This is a genomic window from Synechococcus sp. KORDI-49 (genome assembly GCF_000737575.1).
Lineage (GTDB): Bacteria > Cyanobacteriota > Cyanobacteriia > PCC-6307 > Cyanobiaceae > Parasynechococcus.
Window position 1 is genome coordinate 1,670,928 of sequence record NZ_CP006270.1, and the last position, 16,130, is coordinate 1,687,057.

13 protein-coding genes and 1 pseudogene are annotated in these 16,130 nt (G+C 65.6%); 7 read left to right on the forward strand and 7 right to left on the reverse strand.

Translation table 11 applies throughout. The features are described 5' to 3' along the window. The 3 genes from clpX to tig all read right to left on the reverse strand — a co-directional run bounded on the left by clpX (position 1) and on the right by tig (position 3,581). Entirely contained in the window at positions 1-1,350 is a 1,350-nt protein-coding gene (gene clpX / locus KR49_RS08470; protein WP_043694082.1) for an ATP-dependent protease ATP-binding subunit ClpX, read from the reverse strand. A gap of 91 nt (positions 1,351-1,441) precedes the next feature. After that, positions 1,442-2,116 carry an ATP-dependent Clp endopeptidase proteolytic subunit ClpP gene (gene clpP / locus KR49_RS08475; protein WP_043694085.1) on the reverse strand — a complete coding sequence of 225 codons (675 nt, stop codon included), beginning with the start codon at positions 2,114-2,116 and terminating at the stop codon, positions 1,442-1,444. Between the two features lie 43 nt (positions 2,117-2,159). Continuing rightward, positions 2,160-3,581 (reverse strand): trigger factor, encoded by a 1,422-nt coding sequence (gene tig, locus KR49_RS08480; protein WP_043694088.1) that lies wholly within the window; start codon positions 3,579-3,581, stop codon positions 2,160-2,162. Positions 3,582-3,749: 168 nt separating this feature from the next. Between tig and KR49_RS08485 the strand changes: the two are divergent. The 3 genes and pseudogenes from KR49_RS08485 (at position 3,750) to KR49_RS08495 (ending at position 7,691) form a co-directional block, all read left to right on the forward strand. After that, positions 3,750-4,773 (forward strand): annotated as a pseudogene (locus KR49_RS08485) (aspartate-semialdehyde dehydrogenase). Continuing rightward, entirely contained in the window at positions 4,770-5,678 is a 909-nt protein-coding gene (gene dapA / locus KR49_RS08490) for a 4-hydroxy-tetrahydrodipicolinate synthase (RefSeq protein WP_043694092.1), read from the forward strand. The pseudogene KR49_RS08485 and the gene dapA overlap by 4 nt, the downstream one beginning before the upstream one ends. Before the next feature lie 51 nt (positions 5,679-5,729). Continuing rightward, the gene (locus KR49_RS08495) at positions 5,730-7,691 is read left to right on the forward strand and encodes a ribonuclease J (protein ID WP_043694095.1); all 1,962 of its coding nucleotides are present in this window, start codon (positions 5,730-5,732) and stop codon (positions 7,689-7,691) included. Here the strand turns inward: KR49_RS08495 and KR49_RS13025 are convergent. The 3 genes from KR49_RS13025 to holA are packed head-to-tail and all read right to left on the reverse strand — an operon-like array spanning position 7,677 to position 11,160. Beyond that, positions 7,677-8,360, reverse strand: a complete 684-nt coding sequence (locus KR49_RS13025) for a hypothetical protein (protein WP_052378217.1) — start codon at positions 8,358-8,360, stop codon at positions 7,677-7,679. The two genes, KR49_RS08495 and KR49_RS13025, sit on opposite strands and share 15 nt — an antisense overlap. After that, positions 8,360-10,165: an aspartate kinase gene (locus tag KR49_RS08505; RefSeq protein ID WP_043694098.1), complete on the reverse strand. Its 1,806-nt coding sequence runs from the start codon at positions 10,163-10,165 to the stop codon at positions 8,360-8,362. The genes KR49_RS13025 and KR49_RS08505 overlap by 1 nt, the downstream gene beginning before the upstream one ends. A gap of 29 nt (positions 10,166-10,194) precedes the next feature. Further along, positions 10,195-11,160, reverse strand: coding sequence for a DNA polymerase III subunit delta (gene holA, locus KR49_RS08510; protein ID WP_043694102.1), 966 nt, complete (start codon positions 11,158-11,160; stop codon positions 10,195-10,197). A gap of 9 nt (positions 11,161-11,169) precedes the next feature. Here holA and KR49_RS08515 point away from each other — a divergent pair, with 9 nt between their 5' ends. Continuing rightward, a complete protein-coding gene (locus KR49_RS08515) occupies positions 11,170-11,817 on the forward strand; it encodes a precorrin-8X methylmutase (RefSeq protein ID WP_043697183.1) in 648 nt (215 codons plus the stop codon). Here KR49_RS08515 and tilS read toward each other — a convergent pair. Then, positions 11,765-12,754, reverse strand: a complete 990-nt coding sequence (gene tilS / locus KR49_RS08520) for a tRNA lysidine(34) synthetase TilS (protein ID WP_043694104.1) — start codon at positions 12,752-12,754, stop codon at positions 11,765-11,767. The genes KR49_RS08515 and tilS overlap by 53 nt on opposite strands. Before the next feature lie 70 nt (positions 12,755-12,824). On the opposite strand from tilS, the gene KR49_RS08525 reads away from it, so the two are divergent. From KR49_RS08525 to uvrB, 3 genes are all read left to right on the forward strand, one after another. Further along, positions 12,825-13,583, forward strand: a complete 759-nt coding sequence (locus tag KR49_RS08525) for a DUF561 domain-containing protein (RefSeq protein WP_043694107.1) — start codon at positions 12,825-12,827, stop codon at positions 13,581-13,583. A gap of 72 nt (positions 13,584-13,655) precedes the next feature. Further along, the gene (locus KR49_RS08530) at positions 13,656-14,066 is read left to right on the forward strand and encodes a phage holin family protein (protein ID WP_043694110.1); all 411 of its coding nucleotides are present in this window, start codon (positions 13,656-13,658) and stop codon (positions 14,064-14,066) included. 21 nt (positions 14,067-14,087) lie between these two features. Then, a complete protein-coding gene (uvrB, locus tag KR49_RS08535) occupies positions 14,088-16,127 on the forward strand; it encodes an excinuclease ABC subunit UvrB (RefSeq protein ID WP_043694113.1) in 2,040 nt (679 codons plus the stop codon). Positions 16,128-16,130: the final 3 nt, after the last annotated feature.

The window sequence follows — 16,130 nt, forward strand, 5'->3', positions numbered from 1 at the left end:
TCAGGCGGTCTTCTGCTGGTCCGCGCCCGGCAGCGGCAGCACCTTGCCCCCGCTGTGCTCTTCGACCATGGCTCGGGTCACGGTGAACGAGGAGACCGACGTCTGGGAGGGCAGGTCGTACATCAGATCGAGCATCAGCTCTTCGACGATGCCGCGCAGAGCCCGGGCGCCGGTCTTGCGGCGATGGGCTTCCTGGGCGATGGCTTCGATCGCGGCGGGCTCGAAGTCCAACTGGACGTTGTCCATGCTCAGCAGCGTGCTGAATTGCTTCACCAGCGCATCGCGGGGCTCGGTGAGGATCGATTCGAGTGCGCTTTCGTCGAGGGGCTCCAGCACGGCACTCACAGGCATCCGGCCGATGAATTCCGGGATCAGTCCGTACTTCACCAGATCATCCGGTTCGAGATGGCGCAGCACCTGGGCCGCCTGCAGGTCCCGGTTGGTGCGGCTGCGGCCGCGGCTGTCGCTGGGCATGAAGCCGATGGCGTTGCGGCCCATCCGCTTCTGCACCACATCGTCAAGGCCGACGAAGGCACCGCCGCAGATGAACAGGATCTGGCTGGTGTCGATCTGGATGCAGTCCTGATAAGGGTGCTTGCGGCCTCCCTGGGGAGGCACGTTCGCCACGGTGCCTTCCAGCATCTTGAGCAGAGCCTGCTGCACCCCTTCTCCGGAGACGTCACGGGTGATCGAAGGGTTTTCGCTCTTGCGGGCGATCTTGTCGATCTCGTCGATGTAGATGATGCCGCGCTGGGCCTGATCCACATCCATGTCGGCCTTCTGCAGCAGCCGCAGCAGGATGTTCTCCACGTCTTCACCGACGTAGCCGGCCTCCGTGAGAGTGGTGGCATCCGCCACGGCAAAGGGCACGTCCAGCAGTTCCGCCAGGGTCTGGGCCAGCAGGGTCTTGCCGCAGCCGGTGGGGCCGATCAGCAGGATGTTGGATTTGTGCAGTCGCGTGGCGGTCTGCTCGGTCTCACCGTTGCCGTCACCCTGCCAGGCCAGGCGTTTGTAGTGGTTGTAAACCGCCACGGAGAGCACTTTCTTGGCGGAGTTCTGACCCACCACCTGCTGATCCAGGAAGGTTTTGATCTCCTGCGGTCTCGGGATCGAGGCCAGGGTCGGAGCCGGCTTGCCGCTCTTGCGCGTGGCGGGAGCGGACTTCCTGTGCTGCTCAGCGCTCTGACGCGCATTGCCCTGGCTGTCCACCAGCTCCTCGTCGAGGATCTCATTGCACAGGTCGATGCATTCGTCGCAGATGTAGACGCCAGGGCCGGCGATCAACTTGCGAACCTGGTCCTGCGACTTCCCGCAGAAGGAACATTTCAGGTGGGCATCGAACTTGGCCATCGAACGCCGTTCACTTCAACGAGGGGTGGTCAGAGCACGACCGGAGGAGGGTCTCCCTGAACACCAAGGATCGTGAGTCGGCGAGGCGCTGTCAGCCCTCCGTAACGATTCCTCCGTCCCTGGAACTGTCCACCACACGGTCGATCAGGCCGTATTCAACCGCGTCTGAGGGTGAAAGGAAGTAGTCCCGGTCGGTGTCTTCGGAGATTTTGTCGAGGGGCTGACCGGTGTGCTCCGCCATCAGTCCGTTGAGGGTCTCCTTGAGGAACAGGATCTCCTTGGCCTGGATCTCGATATCGACGGCCTGTCCCTGGGCTCCCCCCAGAGGCTGGTGAATCATGATCCGGGCGTTCGGCAGGGCGAGGCGTTTGCCCTTGCAGCCGCCGCTGAGCAGGAAGGCGCCCATGCTGGCCGCCAGCCCATAGCAGATGGTCATCACGTCAGGAGCCACCTGCTGCATCGTGTCGTAGATCGCCAGTCCCGCCGTCACGGAGCCTCCCGGCGAGTTGATGTAGATCTGGATGTCCTTTTCTGGATCCTCGGCTTCCAGAAACAGCATCTGGGCCACGAGGGCATCGGCCACGGCGTCATCAACCCCGGTGCCCAGGAAGATGATCCGCTCGCGCAGCAATCGGGAGTAGATGTCGAAGGCCCTGTCGCCACGGCCGGACTGCTCAACCACGGTCGGTAGAGGACCGGGTGCCGAGATGGGCATTTCGGCCCGCCAGCGGTTCTGGATGGGGTGGTGACTGCGGGCGTCGATCACGCGCTCGTTGCCTGTCTGAGTGGGATCAATCTATGGGCGGTGCTCACGCGTCGGAGTCCGCCTTGGACCCGGACTCGTCGGATGTCTTCTTGCTGGCAGCCTTTTTCTTGCCAGCAGGCTTGGCGTCGGAGGCCTCCGATGGCGTCGTGGCTGCCCGTTCGGTGAGGGTGCTGTTCTCCTCCAGCCAGCTCATCAGCTGCTCCTGGATCAGGTCATCCATCACGGCCTGACGCAGACGTTGCGGATCGATCTTGGCGTCAGCCGAGAGTTCCTTTTTCACCTCCTCGAGCTTGGCTTCCACAGCCGGCTCATCAACTTTGATGCCTTCCGCTTCGGCCAGTGCGGTGAGGGCGAAGCTGCGGCGCAGACGCTCCTCGGCCTCCGGTCTGGACCTCTGCATCAGATTGCGCACAAGCTCGGGTGTGAACAGTGATTTCACATCCATGCCCTGCTGTGCGAACTGAGCAGCGGTCTGCTCCAGGAGATTGCGGCTCTCCTGCTGGATCAGTGCTTCCGGAAGCTCCACCTCCAGCTGCTCCACCAGGGCCCCGACCAGGGCATCGCGGCGGTTGCTGGTCTGACGACGCTCGGCGTCATCCTTCAATCGCTGTTCGAGGTCTTTGCGCAGATCGGCCAGGGTGTCTTGTTCGCTGGCCTGTTGGGCGAAAGCGTCGTCGAGCGCCGGCAGTTCGCGGGTTTTGAGATCCTTCAGCTCGATCTCGAAGGACGCTTTGCGGCCGCGGGCGTCGTCCTTGGGGTAGTCCTCCGGGAACTGGCAGTCAACGGTTTTCATCTCGCCGATGCTCATGCCGATCACCCCTTCGATGAAGCCGGGGATCATGCGGCCGTGCTCCAGGTCCACATCCATCGAGTCGGCACTGCCCCCCTCGATGTCACTGCCGTCGTCGCTGTAGGTGCCCTTGAAGCCCAGCACGGCGATATCGCCCTTGGCGGCGGACCGGTCCTCCACAGGCACCACGGTGGCCAGCTGTTTGCGCGAGTCCTCGAGCATGTCGTCGATCTTCGAGGCCTCGTAGGCCACCGGTTCGAATTCCGCTGTCAGCCCTCGGGTGGTTTTCAGCTTCGGTGTTGGGGCCACATCCGCTTCCAGGGTGATGATCAACTCCGAACCGGGTTCGAACGTCGCCAGCAGACCCTCGAAGCCGCCACTCAAATCCGGCTGGCTGAGCGGTTCCAGAGCTTCCTGCTTGATCGCCTCGCGCCAGACCGTGTCCACAAGGCTTTCCAGTGCTGTGGCCTTGATGCGAACCGCTCCAAGCTGCTGCATCACGACCGTGCGGGGAACCTTGCCCTTGCGAAAGCCCGGCAGGTTGATGTTGCGACTGAGGCTGCTGATCGCCTCCTCGTAGCTGGCCTTGCTGCGCTCCCCCGGCACCGTGACCTTCACCGACAGTCGACTGCCCGGTTTGGATTCGGTGCTCACCTTCAGGGCTGCTGCGCTCATGGCGGGTCGGTTGGATCACAGGGCAGCCCATCACTTTAAGAAATGGTTGGCCACGCCACTCCCCAGTAGGGTGGGACCATCGCTGAACCGGACGCGCCAGCCCCCTGCAATGCGGCGCGCCATCCGGCACTTCTTCGGCCCGCTTTCTGTTCAGACCAGACCGCACGCTTGCCTCCATCCCTTCCAGATCGACCCCTGAACGTTGCTGTTCTCGGCGCTAGCGGCGCTGTCGGGCAGGAGCTTCTGATTCTTCTCGAGGAGCGTGGATTTCCTGTCGCCGAGTTGAGACTTCTGGCTTCAGCCCGCTCCGCCGGTCAGACCCAGACCTGGAACGGCCGCTCCCTCACCGTGCAGGAAGTCGATGCCTCCAGTTTCGAGGGCATCGATCTGGTGCTGGCCTCCGCCGGTGGATCGATTTCCCGTCAATGGCGTAACGCGATCACGGCGGCCGGCGCGGTGATGGTGGACAACTCCAGCGCCTTCCGCATGGAGGAGGGGGTCCCCCCTGGTGGTTCCGGAAGTGAATCCCGATGCGGCGTTCCTGCATCAGGGCGTGATCGCCAACCCCAACTGCACCACGATTCTGCTCACGCTTGCCCTGGCGCCTCTGGCGGCGCATCAGCCGATGCGAAGGGTGCTCGTCAGCACCTATCAATCCGCCAGTGGTGCAGGAGCCCGGGCGATGGAGGAACTCAAAACCCTTTCGCAGACCGTTCTGGATGGAGGAACACCCACCAGTGAGGTGCTCCCTCATTCCCTGGCCTTCAATCTGTTCCTCCACAACTCACCTCTGCAGGAGAACAGTTACTGCGAGGAGGAGATGAAAATGGTGAATGAAACCCGGAAGATCATGGGTCTGCCGGATCTGCGCTTCTCGGCCACCTGTGTGCGGGTGCCCGTGCTCCGGGCCCATTCCGAAGCGGTGAACATTGAGTTCGAGCAACCGTTCCCGGTGGAAACCGCTCGTTCCCTGCTGGAGAAGGCGCCCGGTGTGGAGCTGATCGAGGATCACGGCTGCAACCGCTTCCCGATGCCGACGGACGTGACCGGGCGCGATCCCGTCGCCATCGGTCGCATCCGCCAGGACATCAGTGACCCCAACGCTCTGGAGCTCTGGCTCTGCGGTGATCAGATCCGCAAGGGTGCTGCGCTGAATGCCATTCAGATCGCTGAGCTGCTGGTGCGGTCATGAGTCCCTCTGCTGAACGATCCCCCACTCCCTTCGGCCGTCTGGTCACGGCGATGGTCACCCCCTTCGATGGGGCTGGAGCCGTTGATTTGGCGCTGGCCGGCCGTCTTGCCCGTCATCTCGTGGATGAGGGGTCCGATGGCCTTGTGGTGTGCGGCACCACCGGTGAGTCACCCACCCTCAGCTGGCAGGAACAGCGGCAACTGCTGGAAGCCGTGCGGCAGGCGGTGGGTCCTGGAGTGAAGGTGCTGGCGGGCACCGGCAGCAACAGCACCGCCGAAGCGGTGACGGCCACCCGCGAGGCTGCCGAGGCCGGAGCGGACGGTGCTCTCGTGGTGGCGCCCTACTACAACAAGCCGCCTCAGGATGGATTGGAGGCTCATTTCCGGGCTGTTTCGGCTGCAGCACCGGATCTGCCCCTGATGCTTTACAACATCCCCGGTCGGACCGGTTGCAGCCTTCAACCCGCCACGGCGGCTCGGTTGATGGACTGCCCCAACATCACCAGTTTCAAGGCGGCCAGCGGCACCACGGAGGAGGTCACGCAGCTGCGTCTGGCCTGTGGTCCGCGCCTGGCGATCTACAGCGGCGACGATGGCCTCACCCTGCCGATGCTCGCCGTGGGCGCCGTCGGTGTGGTGAGCGTGGCAAGCCACATCGCAGGGCGTCGCATCCGCGCCATGATCGAAGCTCACCTCAGTGGTCAGGGAGCGATAGCGCTCGGCCACCACGAACAGTTGCAGCCCCTCTTCAAGGCCCTGTTTGCCACAACCAATCCGATCCCGGTGAAAGCAGCTCTCCAGCTCAGCGGCTTCCCCGTCGGCGATCCCCGTCTTCCCCTCAACCCTCTGCCTGACGCCATGCGAGATGCCCTGTCCCAGATCCTGTCCGCCCTACGCCAGACCTAGGTCCGGTTCAAAGGCTTACGCACACAAGTTCTCTTTCGTTCCCTTTTTTCCATGACCAACAGTTCCAGATCCGCGAAAGGCCAGGAGCCCTGCCTGCGGGTGATCCCCCTCGGCGGCCTGCACGAGATCGGCAAGAACACCTGTGTGTTCGAGTACGGCGATGACCTGATGCTGGTGGATGCCGGCCTCGCTTTCCCCAGCGACGGCATGCATGGCGTGAATGTGGTGCTGCCTGACACCAGCTTCCTGCGCGAGAACCAGAAGCGGATCCGCGGCATGATCGTCACCCATGGGCATGAGGACCACATCGGTGGCATCTCCCATCACCTCAAGCACTTCAACATTCCGGTGATCTACGGGCCGCGCCTGGCCCTGTCGATGCTCACCGGAAAGATGGAAGAGGCGGGCGTCACCGACCGCACCACGCTGCAGACCGTCACCCCGCGGGAAGTGGTGAAGGTGGGTCAGCACTTTTCGGTGGAATTCATCCGCAACACCCACTCGATGGCCGACAGCTATTCGCTGGCCATCACCACTCCGGTGGGCACGATCATCTTCACCGGCGACTTCAAGTTCGATCACACACCGGTGGATGGCGAATTCTTCGACATCGCCCGCCTGGCGCACCACGGTGAACAGGGTGTCCTCTGCCTGTTCAGCGATTCAACCAACGCAGAGGTGCCGGGTTTCTGCCCGCCGGAGCGTTCGGTGTTCCCCAACCTCGATCGCCACATGGCCAGTGCCGAGGGGCGAGTGATCATCACCACCTTCGCCAGTTCGATCCACCGGGTCTCGATGATCCTCGAACTGGCTCTCAAGAACGGCCGCAAGGTTGGCCTGCTCGGGCGTTCCATGCTCAACGTGATCGCCAAGGCCCGCGAGCTCGGCTACATGCGTGCTCCGGATGATCTGTTCGTGCCGATCAAGCAGATCAATGATGTGCCCGATCGCGAGACGCTGCTGCTGATGACCGGCAGTCAGGGTGAGCCGCTGGCTGCTCTGAGCCGCATCTCCCGTGGGGAGCATCCCCAGGTGAAGGTGAAGCCCAGCGACACGATCATCTTCTCCGCCAGCCCGATCCCTGGAAACACGATTTCCGTGGTCAACACGATCGACCGCCTGATGATGCTCGGGGCCAAGGTCGTTTACGGCAAGGGCGAAGGCATCCATGTGTCCGGTCACGGCTTCCAGGAGGACCAGAAGCTGATGCTGGCCCTGACCAAACCGAAGTTCTTCGTGCCTGTGCACGGCGAGCACCGCATGCTTGTTCAGCACGCCAAGACCGGTCACTCCATGGGTGTGCCAGAGAACAACACGCTGATCATCGACAACGGTGATGTGGTTGAGCTCACTCCGGATTCGATCCGCAAGGGGGATCCGGTGAAGGCCGGCATCGAGCTGCTCGATCAATCCCGCAACGGCATCGTCGACGCCAGGGTGCTGAAGGAGCGTCAGCAGCTGGCGGAGGACGGCATCATCACGATCCTCGCGGCCATCAGCACCGACGGTCAGATGGTGGCGCCGCCTCGGGTCAACCTGCGCGGTGTGGTCACGACCGCCGATGCCCGCAAGATGTCGATGTGGACCGAGCGCGAGATCACCTGGGTGCTCGAGAACAAGTGGAAGCAGCTCTGCCGCAACACCGGCGGCAAGGCACCGGAAGTGGACTGGATGGGTGTGCAGCGGGAAGTGGAAGTGGGCCTCGGTCGGCGCATGCGCCGTGAGCTGCAGGTGGAGCCGCTGATTCTCTGCCTGGTGCAGCCGGCTCCTTCCGGGACGCCTGCCTACAAGTCGAAGGCGATGGAGGAGAAGGACGACCGTCCCGCTCCCCGTGGTCGCGCAGGGCGCCCCGCCAGTGCCAGCAATGGCCGTCGTGATCCTGCGCCAGCGCCCGTCAAGGTGGCTCCCACCGCGGCCAAGGCGGCAGTTGCCGAGAAGGTGGAGCCCAAGGTGGAGCCGGAACCGGAGATTCCTGCCGGCCGCACCCGTCGCCGTCGTTCAGCGGCGGTCTGAACGCCTCAGCTGTCGTCGTAGCCGCTGGAGCAGAGAGGCTGATGCACTGTCATCGGCTCTCTGCTCAGGGTCTGCCTCCTGCATGGCGTCCAGCCGAACTCTCAGCAGGGCGCTGCTCAGCACCTGCTCAGCCTCTGCGGGACTTTCCTGGGTTTGGAAGGGTTCCTGGGCTTGGAGAGGTTCCTGGCTTGGTGTTGGCGTCGGACTTGGTTCAGGCTCCGGCTCCACAGGCATCGGTGCATCCAGCCAAGGCATGGCGGTGGGCCGGGCTTGTTGTTGCTGTGCGGACGGTGCTGCTGCCGAGCCGGAATTGACGAACGGATCCTGCAGCAGGTCCGGCTGCTGCGCTTCGCCGGGCAGCTGTGCCTGACAACGGTTCAGCCCCTGACGGGCGAGTTCCGCCAGCGTCTCCTGGGGATCACTGTCCAGAACCAGCTGATAGAAGCCCGCTGCCGGGTCGGGCTGCTGCTGTCCGTACAGCGTGATGTGGCCCAGCAACAGGCCGACGATGGCCCGCCAGCCCAGTTTCGCTGCGCGGTTTTCGGGCGTGTCCGGGGTGGCTTCCAGCTGCTGGAGCAGAGTCGTGGCCAGCGTGTCGGCATCGGCATACCGCCCTTCCCCGTACGCCTGTTCGGCTGCCTGGTATCGCTGCTGGAAATCGCCGTCCATCAGTCGCTGTCCAGGGGTGAGGCGGTTCCCTGCGCCTGATGATGCTCCCCGCCGCCCAGCTCGAATCCGGCGTGGACCGCCTTCAGAGCAGCCACGCCGGCGGCGTCCGCCACGAGGCAGCTGGTGCGGATCTCGCTGGTGGCGATCAGGGCGATGTTGATGTCGGCTTCCGCCAGGGCCCGGAACATGCGGCCCGCGGTTCCGGCGGTGGCCGGCATGCCGGCCCCGACGGCGCTCACCCGGGCAATCGCGGGCCCTTCCTCCAAGGCGGCTCCGGGCCACTGCGCCAGCAGGGGGGCCAGGGCGACATCAGCTCGGTCCCGGTCCTCCTTGCGCAGGATGAAGCTGATGTCCCGCGACCCATCACCGTGCTGCCGCTCGGACTGGACGATCGCATCAAGACTGATGCCGGCTTCGGCCAGGGCTGAACAGAGGGCTGCCGCCGTCCCCGGACGGTCCGGCACGTGCCGCACACTCAGCTGCGCCTGATCCCGGTCGAGGGCGACCCCTCGTACCTCCGGTTCGCCCCTGTCGCAGACGGATGGATTCAGCTGAACCTGTGCATCCTGCACTTCGAAGGCCTCGCGCACGGCCTGCAGTGCCTTGCGTCCGTTCGCGGCGTCAATCACGCAGCTCACCTTCACTTCGCTGGTGGCGATCAGCCGCAGGTTGATGCCTTGCTGCGACAGACAGGTGAACAGTCCGGCGGCGATGCCGGGGCGCCCCATCATCCCCGCGCCGCTGATGCTCAGCTTGGTCATGCCTCCTTCGGCCGAGAGATCGCCCCCGAGGCTCTGAAGCAGTCCGGCACAGACGTCCTTGGCCCGCTCCAGATCCGCTTCCGCCACGGTGAAGGTGATGTCGTTGCTGCTGCCCTCATGGGTCGACTGGATGATCAGATCAACGTTGATGTCCGCCCCGGACAGCGTCTCGAACAGACGGGCGGCGATGCCGGGTTGATCGGGAATTCTTGAAAGCCCCAGCACCGCCTGCTGATCCAGCTGTTCCACGCCGTCCACGGGACTGCCGAGCTCGAGGCCGTCCCGGCCGATCGGGCGGCGACTGCGGCTGGTGAGCCGTGTGCCTGGAGCGTCGCTCCAGCTGGAGCGCACTACCAGGGGAACCCCGTAGTTGCGTGCGATCTCCACCGCCCGGGGATGCAGCACAGACGCTCCCAGGCTGGCGAGTTCCAGCATCTCGTCACAGCTGATCTCGGTCATCAGCTGGGCATCGGTCACCTTGCGGGGATCCGTGGTCAGCACACCCGGCACATCGGTGTAGATCTCGCAGGCGTCGGCGCCAAGCGCCGCGGCAAGAGCAACGGCCGAGGTGTCCGATCCGCCGCGGCCCAGGGTGGTGATCTCCGCGATTCCGCCGCTGCCGCTGCTGGTGCCTTGAAACCCGGCCACCACCACGACGGAGCCGTCCGCCAGCCGACCCTGCACCCGGTCGGTGCGGATCTCGAGGATGCGCGCACGGCCGTGGGTGGATTCGGTGACGATGCCGACCTGCGGGCCGGTCATCGACACAGCGCTCACCCCAAGAGCGTTCAGAGCCATCGCCAGCAGTGCGATCGACACCTGCTCGCCGCTGGCCAGCAGCATGTCCATCTCCCGTCGCGGCGGGTCGGCGTTGATCGCTGCCGCCAGCCCGGTGAGTTCGTCGGTGGTGTGCCCCATGGCGGAGACCACCACGACCACGTCGTGGCCTTCCTCCCGGCAGCGGGCGATGCGCTGAGCCACGGCCTGGATGCGCTCGACGCTGCCGACGGAGGTGCCGCCGAACTTCTGCACCAACAGGGCCATGCGCGGGATCCCAGTAACGCTGGAGTTTCTCACCCCAGCAGGCCGTCGCGGAAGGCATCCTCCGGTGGCGATCCTCGCTTCAGTCGTGCCTCCACCTCCAGCAGCCGTCCCAGCAGGGAGAGAAACCGCTTGGCAGGCCGCCCCTGCAGCTGTTTGCGCATCACATAGATGCGCTTCGGGTTGCCGATGCCGGCGGCCTTGGCGATCACCGCCACATCCCGCTCTCCCTGCTGCTCCAGCAGGCTCACCCAAAGCCAGCCACGGATCTGCCCGGTGAGGGTGGCGACGATGCGCAGGGCCGGTTCACCGGCATCGATCAGGGCATCCCAACGGGCGATCGCCTCGCCCGCATTCCCCTCCAGCAGCGCATCCCCCACCTGCAGAGCGTTGGTGGCCAGACCGCCCACCAGCTCCTCCACGAGCGCTGCGTTGATGGTGGTGGCCCGCAGCGACAGCTTGCGCAGTTCCGATTCCAGGCGGGCGCTGTCGTTGCCGATCGCCTCCACAAGAGGGTCGATGGCATCGCGGTCCAGTTGCAGTCCAAGGGCATCGGCGGTGCGTTCCACCAGCTGGCGCTGACCGGCGCCGTCCCAGACCGCCGGCAGTTGAAAGCGTTGCTCATGGTCCAGTCCCTGCTTGATCCGCTTCTGCAGCGCCTTGGTGGTGCGCAGGCGGCCATCCGGTTTGGCGGGGTTCACCAACACCAGATGGGCGTCGTCGGCCAGCAGCTCCAGGGAGGCCTCGAAGCGATCCGCCAGCTCCGTGGGGCAGGCGTTGCAGAACGGACTGCGCTGCAGCAGCACCACGCGGCTGCCACTGGCGAACGGCGGCGTGCGGGCCTCCTCCAGGGCCTGAGCCGCCTGCCCGGCTTCGGCACCGTCGAGGCGGCTGAGGTTGATGCTGCTCCAGGCGGGGTCCACCAGCGTTTTGATCAGCGCATCGATGGCCCGGTCCCGTGCCGCGGCGTCATCTCCCCAGATCAAATGAATGGGCATGCGCTGATGATGGCGTTGATGGCCCAGGACCACCCGATCTTCACCGAAAGCATCCGGCGCATCCGTGCTCTGCTGGGCAACACCGGACTTGATCCACTGCAGCAGCAGGTGCTGGAACGTCTGGTGCATAGCAGCGGCGATCCAGGGCTGGCCCCTCTGCTGCGGTTCAGCCCAGGCGCCTGCGAGCGGGGGGTGGAGGCGCTGCGGCGTGGCGCGGCGATCCTCACCGACACAGCGATGGCGGCCGCGGCGGTGGCACCGATGGCCGGCCGCACTCTGGGCACGCCGGTGCACTGTGTTCTGGACTGGGCGCCTGACCAGGCGCCCGCGGGTTCGACCCGCACGGCGGCCGGCATGGCCCTCGCCTGGAGGGAGCTGAGTGCCGTCGCCCCAGCACCGCTGGTGCTGATCGGCAGTGCGCCGACGGCCCTGGAGCTGCTGCTGGATCAGGTGGCGGCTGGCCAGCCAGCCCCGAGTCTGGTGATCGGCATGCCGGTGGGCTTCGTTGGCGTTGAGGACAGCAAGCGTCATCTGGCCTGCAGTGATCTGCCCCAGATCCGGCTCGACAGCAGCCGCGGCGGAGCGGGTCTGGTGGGGGCGGCCGTCAACGCGCTGCTGCGGGCGGCAGCAGCGTCAGATCATTCCCCTGCCAGCTGAGGCGCCAGCCCCCGGGCAGATCACAGCCGCCGCCGGCGGCACCGAGCGCGAGTCGCCGGCTCAGCTCCTCCAGCAGTTCGGCATCGCAGCCCGTCACCCCTTGCTGGTCCAGCCAGAGGGCCAGCAGCTGTCGTCGGCTGGAACCGCTCAGACGACCGAGGCCGCGGCGGTCCAGACCATCGGGGCGTTGCAGGTGCTGCAGCGCCAGCTCCGCCAGTTCCTGGCGGGTGTCCTGCACCTGGGACAGTCGCTCCGCCAGATCCGCCATCCGCCGCTCCGCCCCGGGATGCAGGGCCTCCAGCACCGGCAGGAGCTCCAGGCGGACCCTGTTGCGGGCGTAGGCGGGGTCTGCATTGCTGGGGTCGAGCCACAGCGGCAGCGTCAGGTCGCGGCAGATGGTGCCGGTGTCATGGCGGCTGAAGCTCAGCAGCGGCCGCCGCAGCCAGGGCCCCTCGGGTGCGGCGGCCGAGAGGGGCCGCAGCGGCCGCAGGCTGCCGAGGCCGGCCAGGTCCGTTCCGCGGGCCATCTGCAGCAGCAGGGTTTCGGCCCGGTCGGTGGCCGTGTGGCCGGTGACCACATCGCGTTGTTCGGCGCTGGCCTGCTCCATCAGGCAGGTGTAACGCCAGCTCCGGGCAGCGGCTTCGCTGGCGACTGCGGTGGGCTCCGCCCGTTCGATCCGGATCGCCAGCTGATGGCTGCGGGCCCAGTCGCTGAGTTCCGTTGCGATCCGCCCGGAGTCCGGATGCCAGCCGTGGTCGCCATGCCAGAGCGTCAGGTCCCACCGGTGCAACGGCACCAGCTCCGTCAGCAGGGCACAGAGCGCCATCGAATCCTGGCCGCCGGAGATCGCCAGCAGCAGTCGGCTTCCGCTGGGCAGCAAGGCCGGCTGCTGCAGCAAGCGGCGATGCAGTCGATCGTGCCAGGGAGTCCAGCTCACGGTCTTAGCTCACGGTGGCGGACAGGGTTCCTCCACGGTGTGAGAATCAACGGATCGCTGTCCAGTCTCCATGTCCCGTCTCCAGCAGCTGCCCGTCGCTCTGCAGCGCAGCCTCGAGCAGCGTTCGGCGCTCAAGGTGATCGCCGGCCTGATGAACTTCGATGCGGCCAGCGTCGCGCGTGTGGCTCGTGCGGCCGGCCATGGCGGGGCTGATCTGATCGACGTGGCCTGCGATCCGGAACTGGTGTCGCTGGCGATCCGTGAGTCGGGTGGTGTGCCGGTCTGCGTGTCTTCGGTGGAGCCCGAGCAGTTTCCAGCGGCGGTCGCAGCCGGTGCGGTGATGGTGGAGATCGGCAATTTCGATGCCTTCTATCCCGAGGGCCGCGTGTTCGGCGCTGAGGAGGTGCTGGCCCTCACCCGTCGCACCCGGGAGCTGCTGCCGCAGGTGGTGCTCAGCGTGACCGTGCCCCATGTGCTGCCGCTGGACCAGCAGGAGCAGCTGGCTGTGGATCTGGTGGCGGCCGGAGCCGACCTGATCCAGACCGAGGGCGGCACCAGTGCCAGGCCCTTCAGTGCCGGCAGCCTCGGCCTGATCGAGAAGGCGGCTCCCACCCTGGCGGCGGCGCACAGCATCAGCCGGGCCGTGGATGTGCCCGTGCTCTGTGCGTCGGGACTTTCGGCGGTCACCCTGCCGATGGCGATTGCCGCTGGTGCCGCAGGCGTCGGTGTCGGTTCTGCGGTGAACCGCCTCAGCGATGAGCTGGCGATGGTGGCCGTGGTTCGCGGTCTGCGGGCAGCGTTGCTGCAGGCCGTCCCCAGCCGTGTCTGAGTCGCCCCGGTTGCTGACAGCGGAGGGCTTGATTTCTACGTTGAGCGTCGAGTCCTCCCCCACGGTTCGAAAATGATCGGTTGGTTGCTGCAGTGGCCCGTCAGGGCTTTGGTGTTGCTGCTTGTGGGGGCTCTCCCTCTCGGTGTTGAGATGGCGAGCTTCGGCACGGCGCTCTCGTCGGCCGTGGTGATCGGCCTGCTCGGCACGCTGCTGATCCTGCCCCTGAAGCTGATCCTCGCTCTGCCCTGGGCTGTGGCCAGTCTGGGGGGCCTGATTGCACCGATCACCTGGTTGTTCAACTGGCTGATCACCGTGGTGTTGTTTGCCATGGCGGCGCGGATGATCAACGGCTTCAGCCTGAAGAACGGCCTCTCCAGCGCCGTGCTCGGAGCCGTGGCCTACGGCGTGATCAGCGCCATCGTGATCAACGCCCTCGGCCTGGCGGATGTGGACTTCACTCGTGCGGCATTGCCCATAAGCTGAGCGACCGCCACGCCGGCGTCCATGCCTGCCTTCGATCTCACGGCGCCTTACTCCCCCAAGGGGGATCAGCCGACGGCGATCCAGCAGCTGGTGAAAGGCGTCAACGGCGGCGAGCGTTATCAGACCCTGCTGGGAGCCACCGGCACGGGCAAGACCTTCACGATGGCGAATGTGATCGCCAAGACCGGACGACCGGCGCTGGTGCTCGCTCACAACAAGACGCTGGCCGCGCAGCTGTGCAATGAGCTGCGGGAGTTCTTCCCCGAGAACGCCGTCGAATACTTCATCTCGTACTACGACTACTACCAGCCGGAGGCCTACGTTCCGGTCAGCGACACCTACATCGCCAAGACCGCGTCGATCAACGAGGAGATCGACATGCTGCGTCACTCGGCGACCCGATCCCTGTTCGAACGCCGCGACGTGATCGTGGTGGCCTCGATCAGCTGCATCTACGGCCTGGGCATCCCCAGTGAATACCTCAAGGCCGCGGTGAAGTTCGAGGTGGGGGAAACGCTCAATGTGCGCCGTCAGCTGCGCGAGCTGGTGGACAACCAGTACAGCCGTAACGATGTGGAGATCGCCCGGGGGCGTTTCCGGATCAAGGGGGACGTGTTGGAGATCGGCCCGGCCTACGAAGACCGGCTGGTGCGCATCGAGCTGTTCGGCGACGAGGTGGAGGCGATCCGCTACGTGGACCCCACCACCGGTGAGATCCTCCAGAGCATCGATGCGGTGAACATCTACCCCGCCAAGCACTTCGTGACGCCCAAGGATCGTCTCGAGTCGGCGATCGGCGCCATCCGCAGCGAACTGCGGGAGCGGCTGGAGGTGCTCAATGCCGAGGGCAAGCTGCTGGAGGCCCAGCGCCTGGAGCAGCGCACCAAGTACGACCTGGAGATGCTGGGGCAGGTGGGTTACTGCAACGGCGTGGAGAACTACGCCCGTCATCTGGCCGGCCGGGAGGAGGGTTCTCCGCCGGAGTGCCTGATCGATTACTTCCCCAAGGACTGGCTGCTGATCGTGGACGAGAGCCACGTCACCTGTTCGCAGCTGCAGGCGATGTACAACGGCGATCAGGCCCGCAAGAAGGTGCTGATCGAGCACGGCTTCCGCCTCCCCAGCGCTGCCGACAACCGGCCGCTGAAGGGGGAGGAGTTCTGGGAGAAGGCCAGTCAGACCGTGTTTGTGAGTGCCACCCCGGGCAACTGGGAGCTGGAGGTGAGCGGTGAACAGGTGGCCCAGCAGGTGATCCGCCCCACCGGCGTGCTCGATCCGATCGTGGAGGTGCGGCCCACCACCGGTCAGGTGGATGACCTGCTGGGAGAGATCCGCGACCGGGCCGCGAAGCAGCAGCGGGTGCTGGTGACGACCCTCACCAAGCGCATGGCGGAGGACCTCACCGACTACCTGGCGGAGAACGAGGTGCGCGTGCGCTACCTGCATTCGGAGATCCACTCGATCGAGCGGATCGAGATCATTCAGGACCTGCGCTTGGGTGAATACGACGTGCTGGTGGGCGTGAACCTGCTGCGGGAGGGGCTGGACCTGCCGGAGGTGAGCCTGGTGGCGATCCTCGATGCGGACAAGGAGGGCTTCCTGCGGGCGGAGCGTTCGCTGATCCAGACCATCGGCCGGGCGGCACGCCATGTGGAGGGTGTGGCCCTGCTCTACGCCGACAACCTCACCGATTCCATGGCCAAGGCGATTTCGGAGACCGAGCGCCGCCGGGCGATTCAGCAGGCCTACAACGAGAAGCACGGTGTGGTGCCCACCGCCGCCGGCAAGAAGGCCAGCAATTCGATTCTCAGTTTCCTGGAATTGAGCCGCAAGCTGAAGCAGGACGGCCCCGATGCCGATCTGGTGCAGGTGGCCGGCAAGGCCGCCAAGGCCCTGGAGGAGGACCCCGATGCCGGCATGGCCCTGGAGGCGCTGCCGGAGCTGATTGAACAGCTGGAAGGGAAGATGAAGGAGGCGGCCAAGAAGCTGGACTTCGAGGACGCCGCCAACCTGCGCGACCGCATCAAGCAGCTGCGTCAGAAGATGGCGGGCAAGGTCTGAAGC

What these genes read in the sequence shown, in the direction of transcription:
- clpX (WP_043694082.1), bottom strand. Translation starts at nt 1,350, where the DNA reads ATGGCCAAGTTCGATGCCCACCTGAAATGTTCCTTCTGCGGGAAGTCG.
- tig (WP_043694088.1), bottom strand. Translation starts at nt 3,581, where the DNA reads ATGAGCGCAGCAGCCCTGAAGGTGAGCACCGAATCCAAACCGGGCAGT.
- dapA (WP_043694092.1), top strand. Translation starts at nt 4,770, where the DNA reads ATGAGTCCCTCTGCTGAACGATCCCCCACTCCCTTCGGCCGTCTGGTC.
- KR49_RS08495 (WP_043694095.1), top strand. Translation starts at nt 5,730, where the DNA reads ATGACCAACAGTTCCAGATCCGCGAAAGGCCAGGAGCCCTGCCTGCGG.
- KR49_RS13025 (WP_052378217.1), bottom strand. Translation starts at nt 8,360, where the DNA reads ATGGACGGCGATTTCCAGCAGCGATACCAGGCAGCCGAACAGGCGTAC.
- KR49_RS08505 (WP_043694098.1), bottom strand. Translation starts at nt 10,165, where the DNA reads ATGGCCCTGTTGGTGCAGAAGTTCGGCGGCACCTCCGTCGGCAGCGTC.
- holA (WP_043694102.1), bottom strand. Translation starts at nt 11,160, where the DNA reads ATGCCCATTCATTTGATCTGGGGAGATGACGCCGCGGCACGGGACCGG.
- KR49_RS08515 (WP_043697183.1), top strand. Translation starts at nt 11,170, where the DNA reads ATGGCGTTGATGGCCCAGGACCACCCGATCTTCACCGAAAGCATCCGG.
- KR49_RS08525 (WP_043694107.1), top strand. Translation starts at nt 12,825, where the DNA reads ATGTCCCGTCTCCAGCAGCTGCCCGTCGCTCTGCAGCGCAGCCTCGAG.
- KR49_RS08530 (WP_043694110.1), top strand. Translation starts at nt 13,656, where the DNA reads ATGATCGGTTGGTTGCTGCAGTGGCCCGTCAGGGCTTTGGTGTTGCTG.
- uvrB (WP_043694113.1), top strand. Translation starts at nt 14,088, where the DNA reads ATGCCTGCCTTCGATCTCACGGCGCCTTACTCCCCCAAGGGGGATCAG.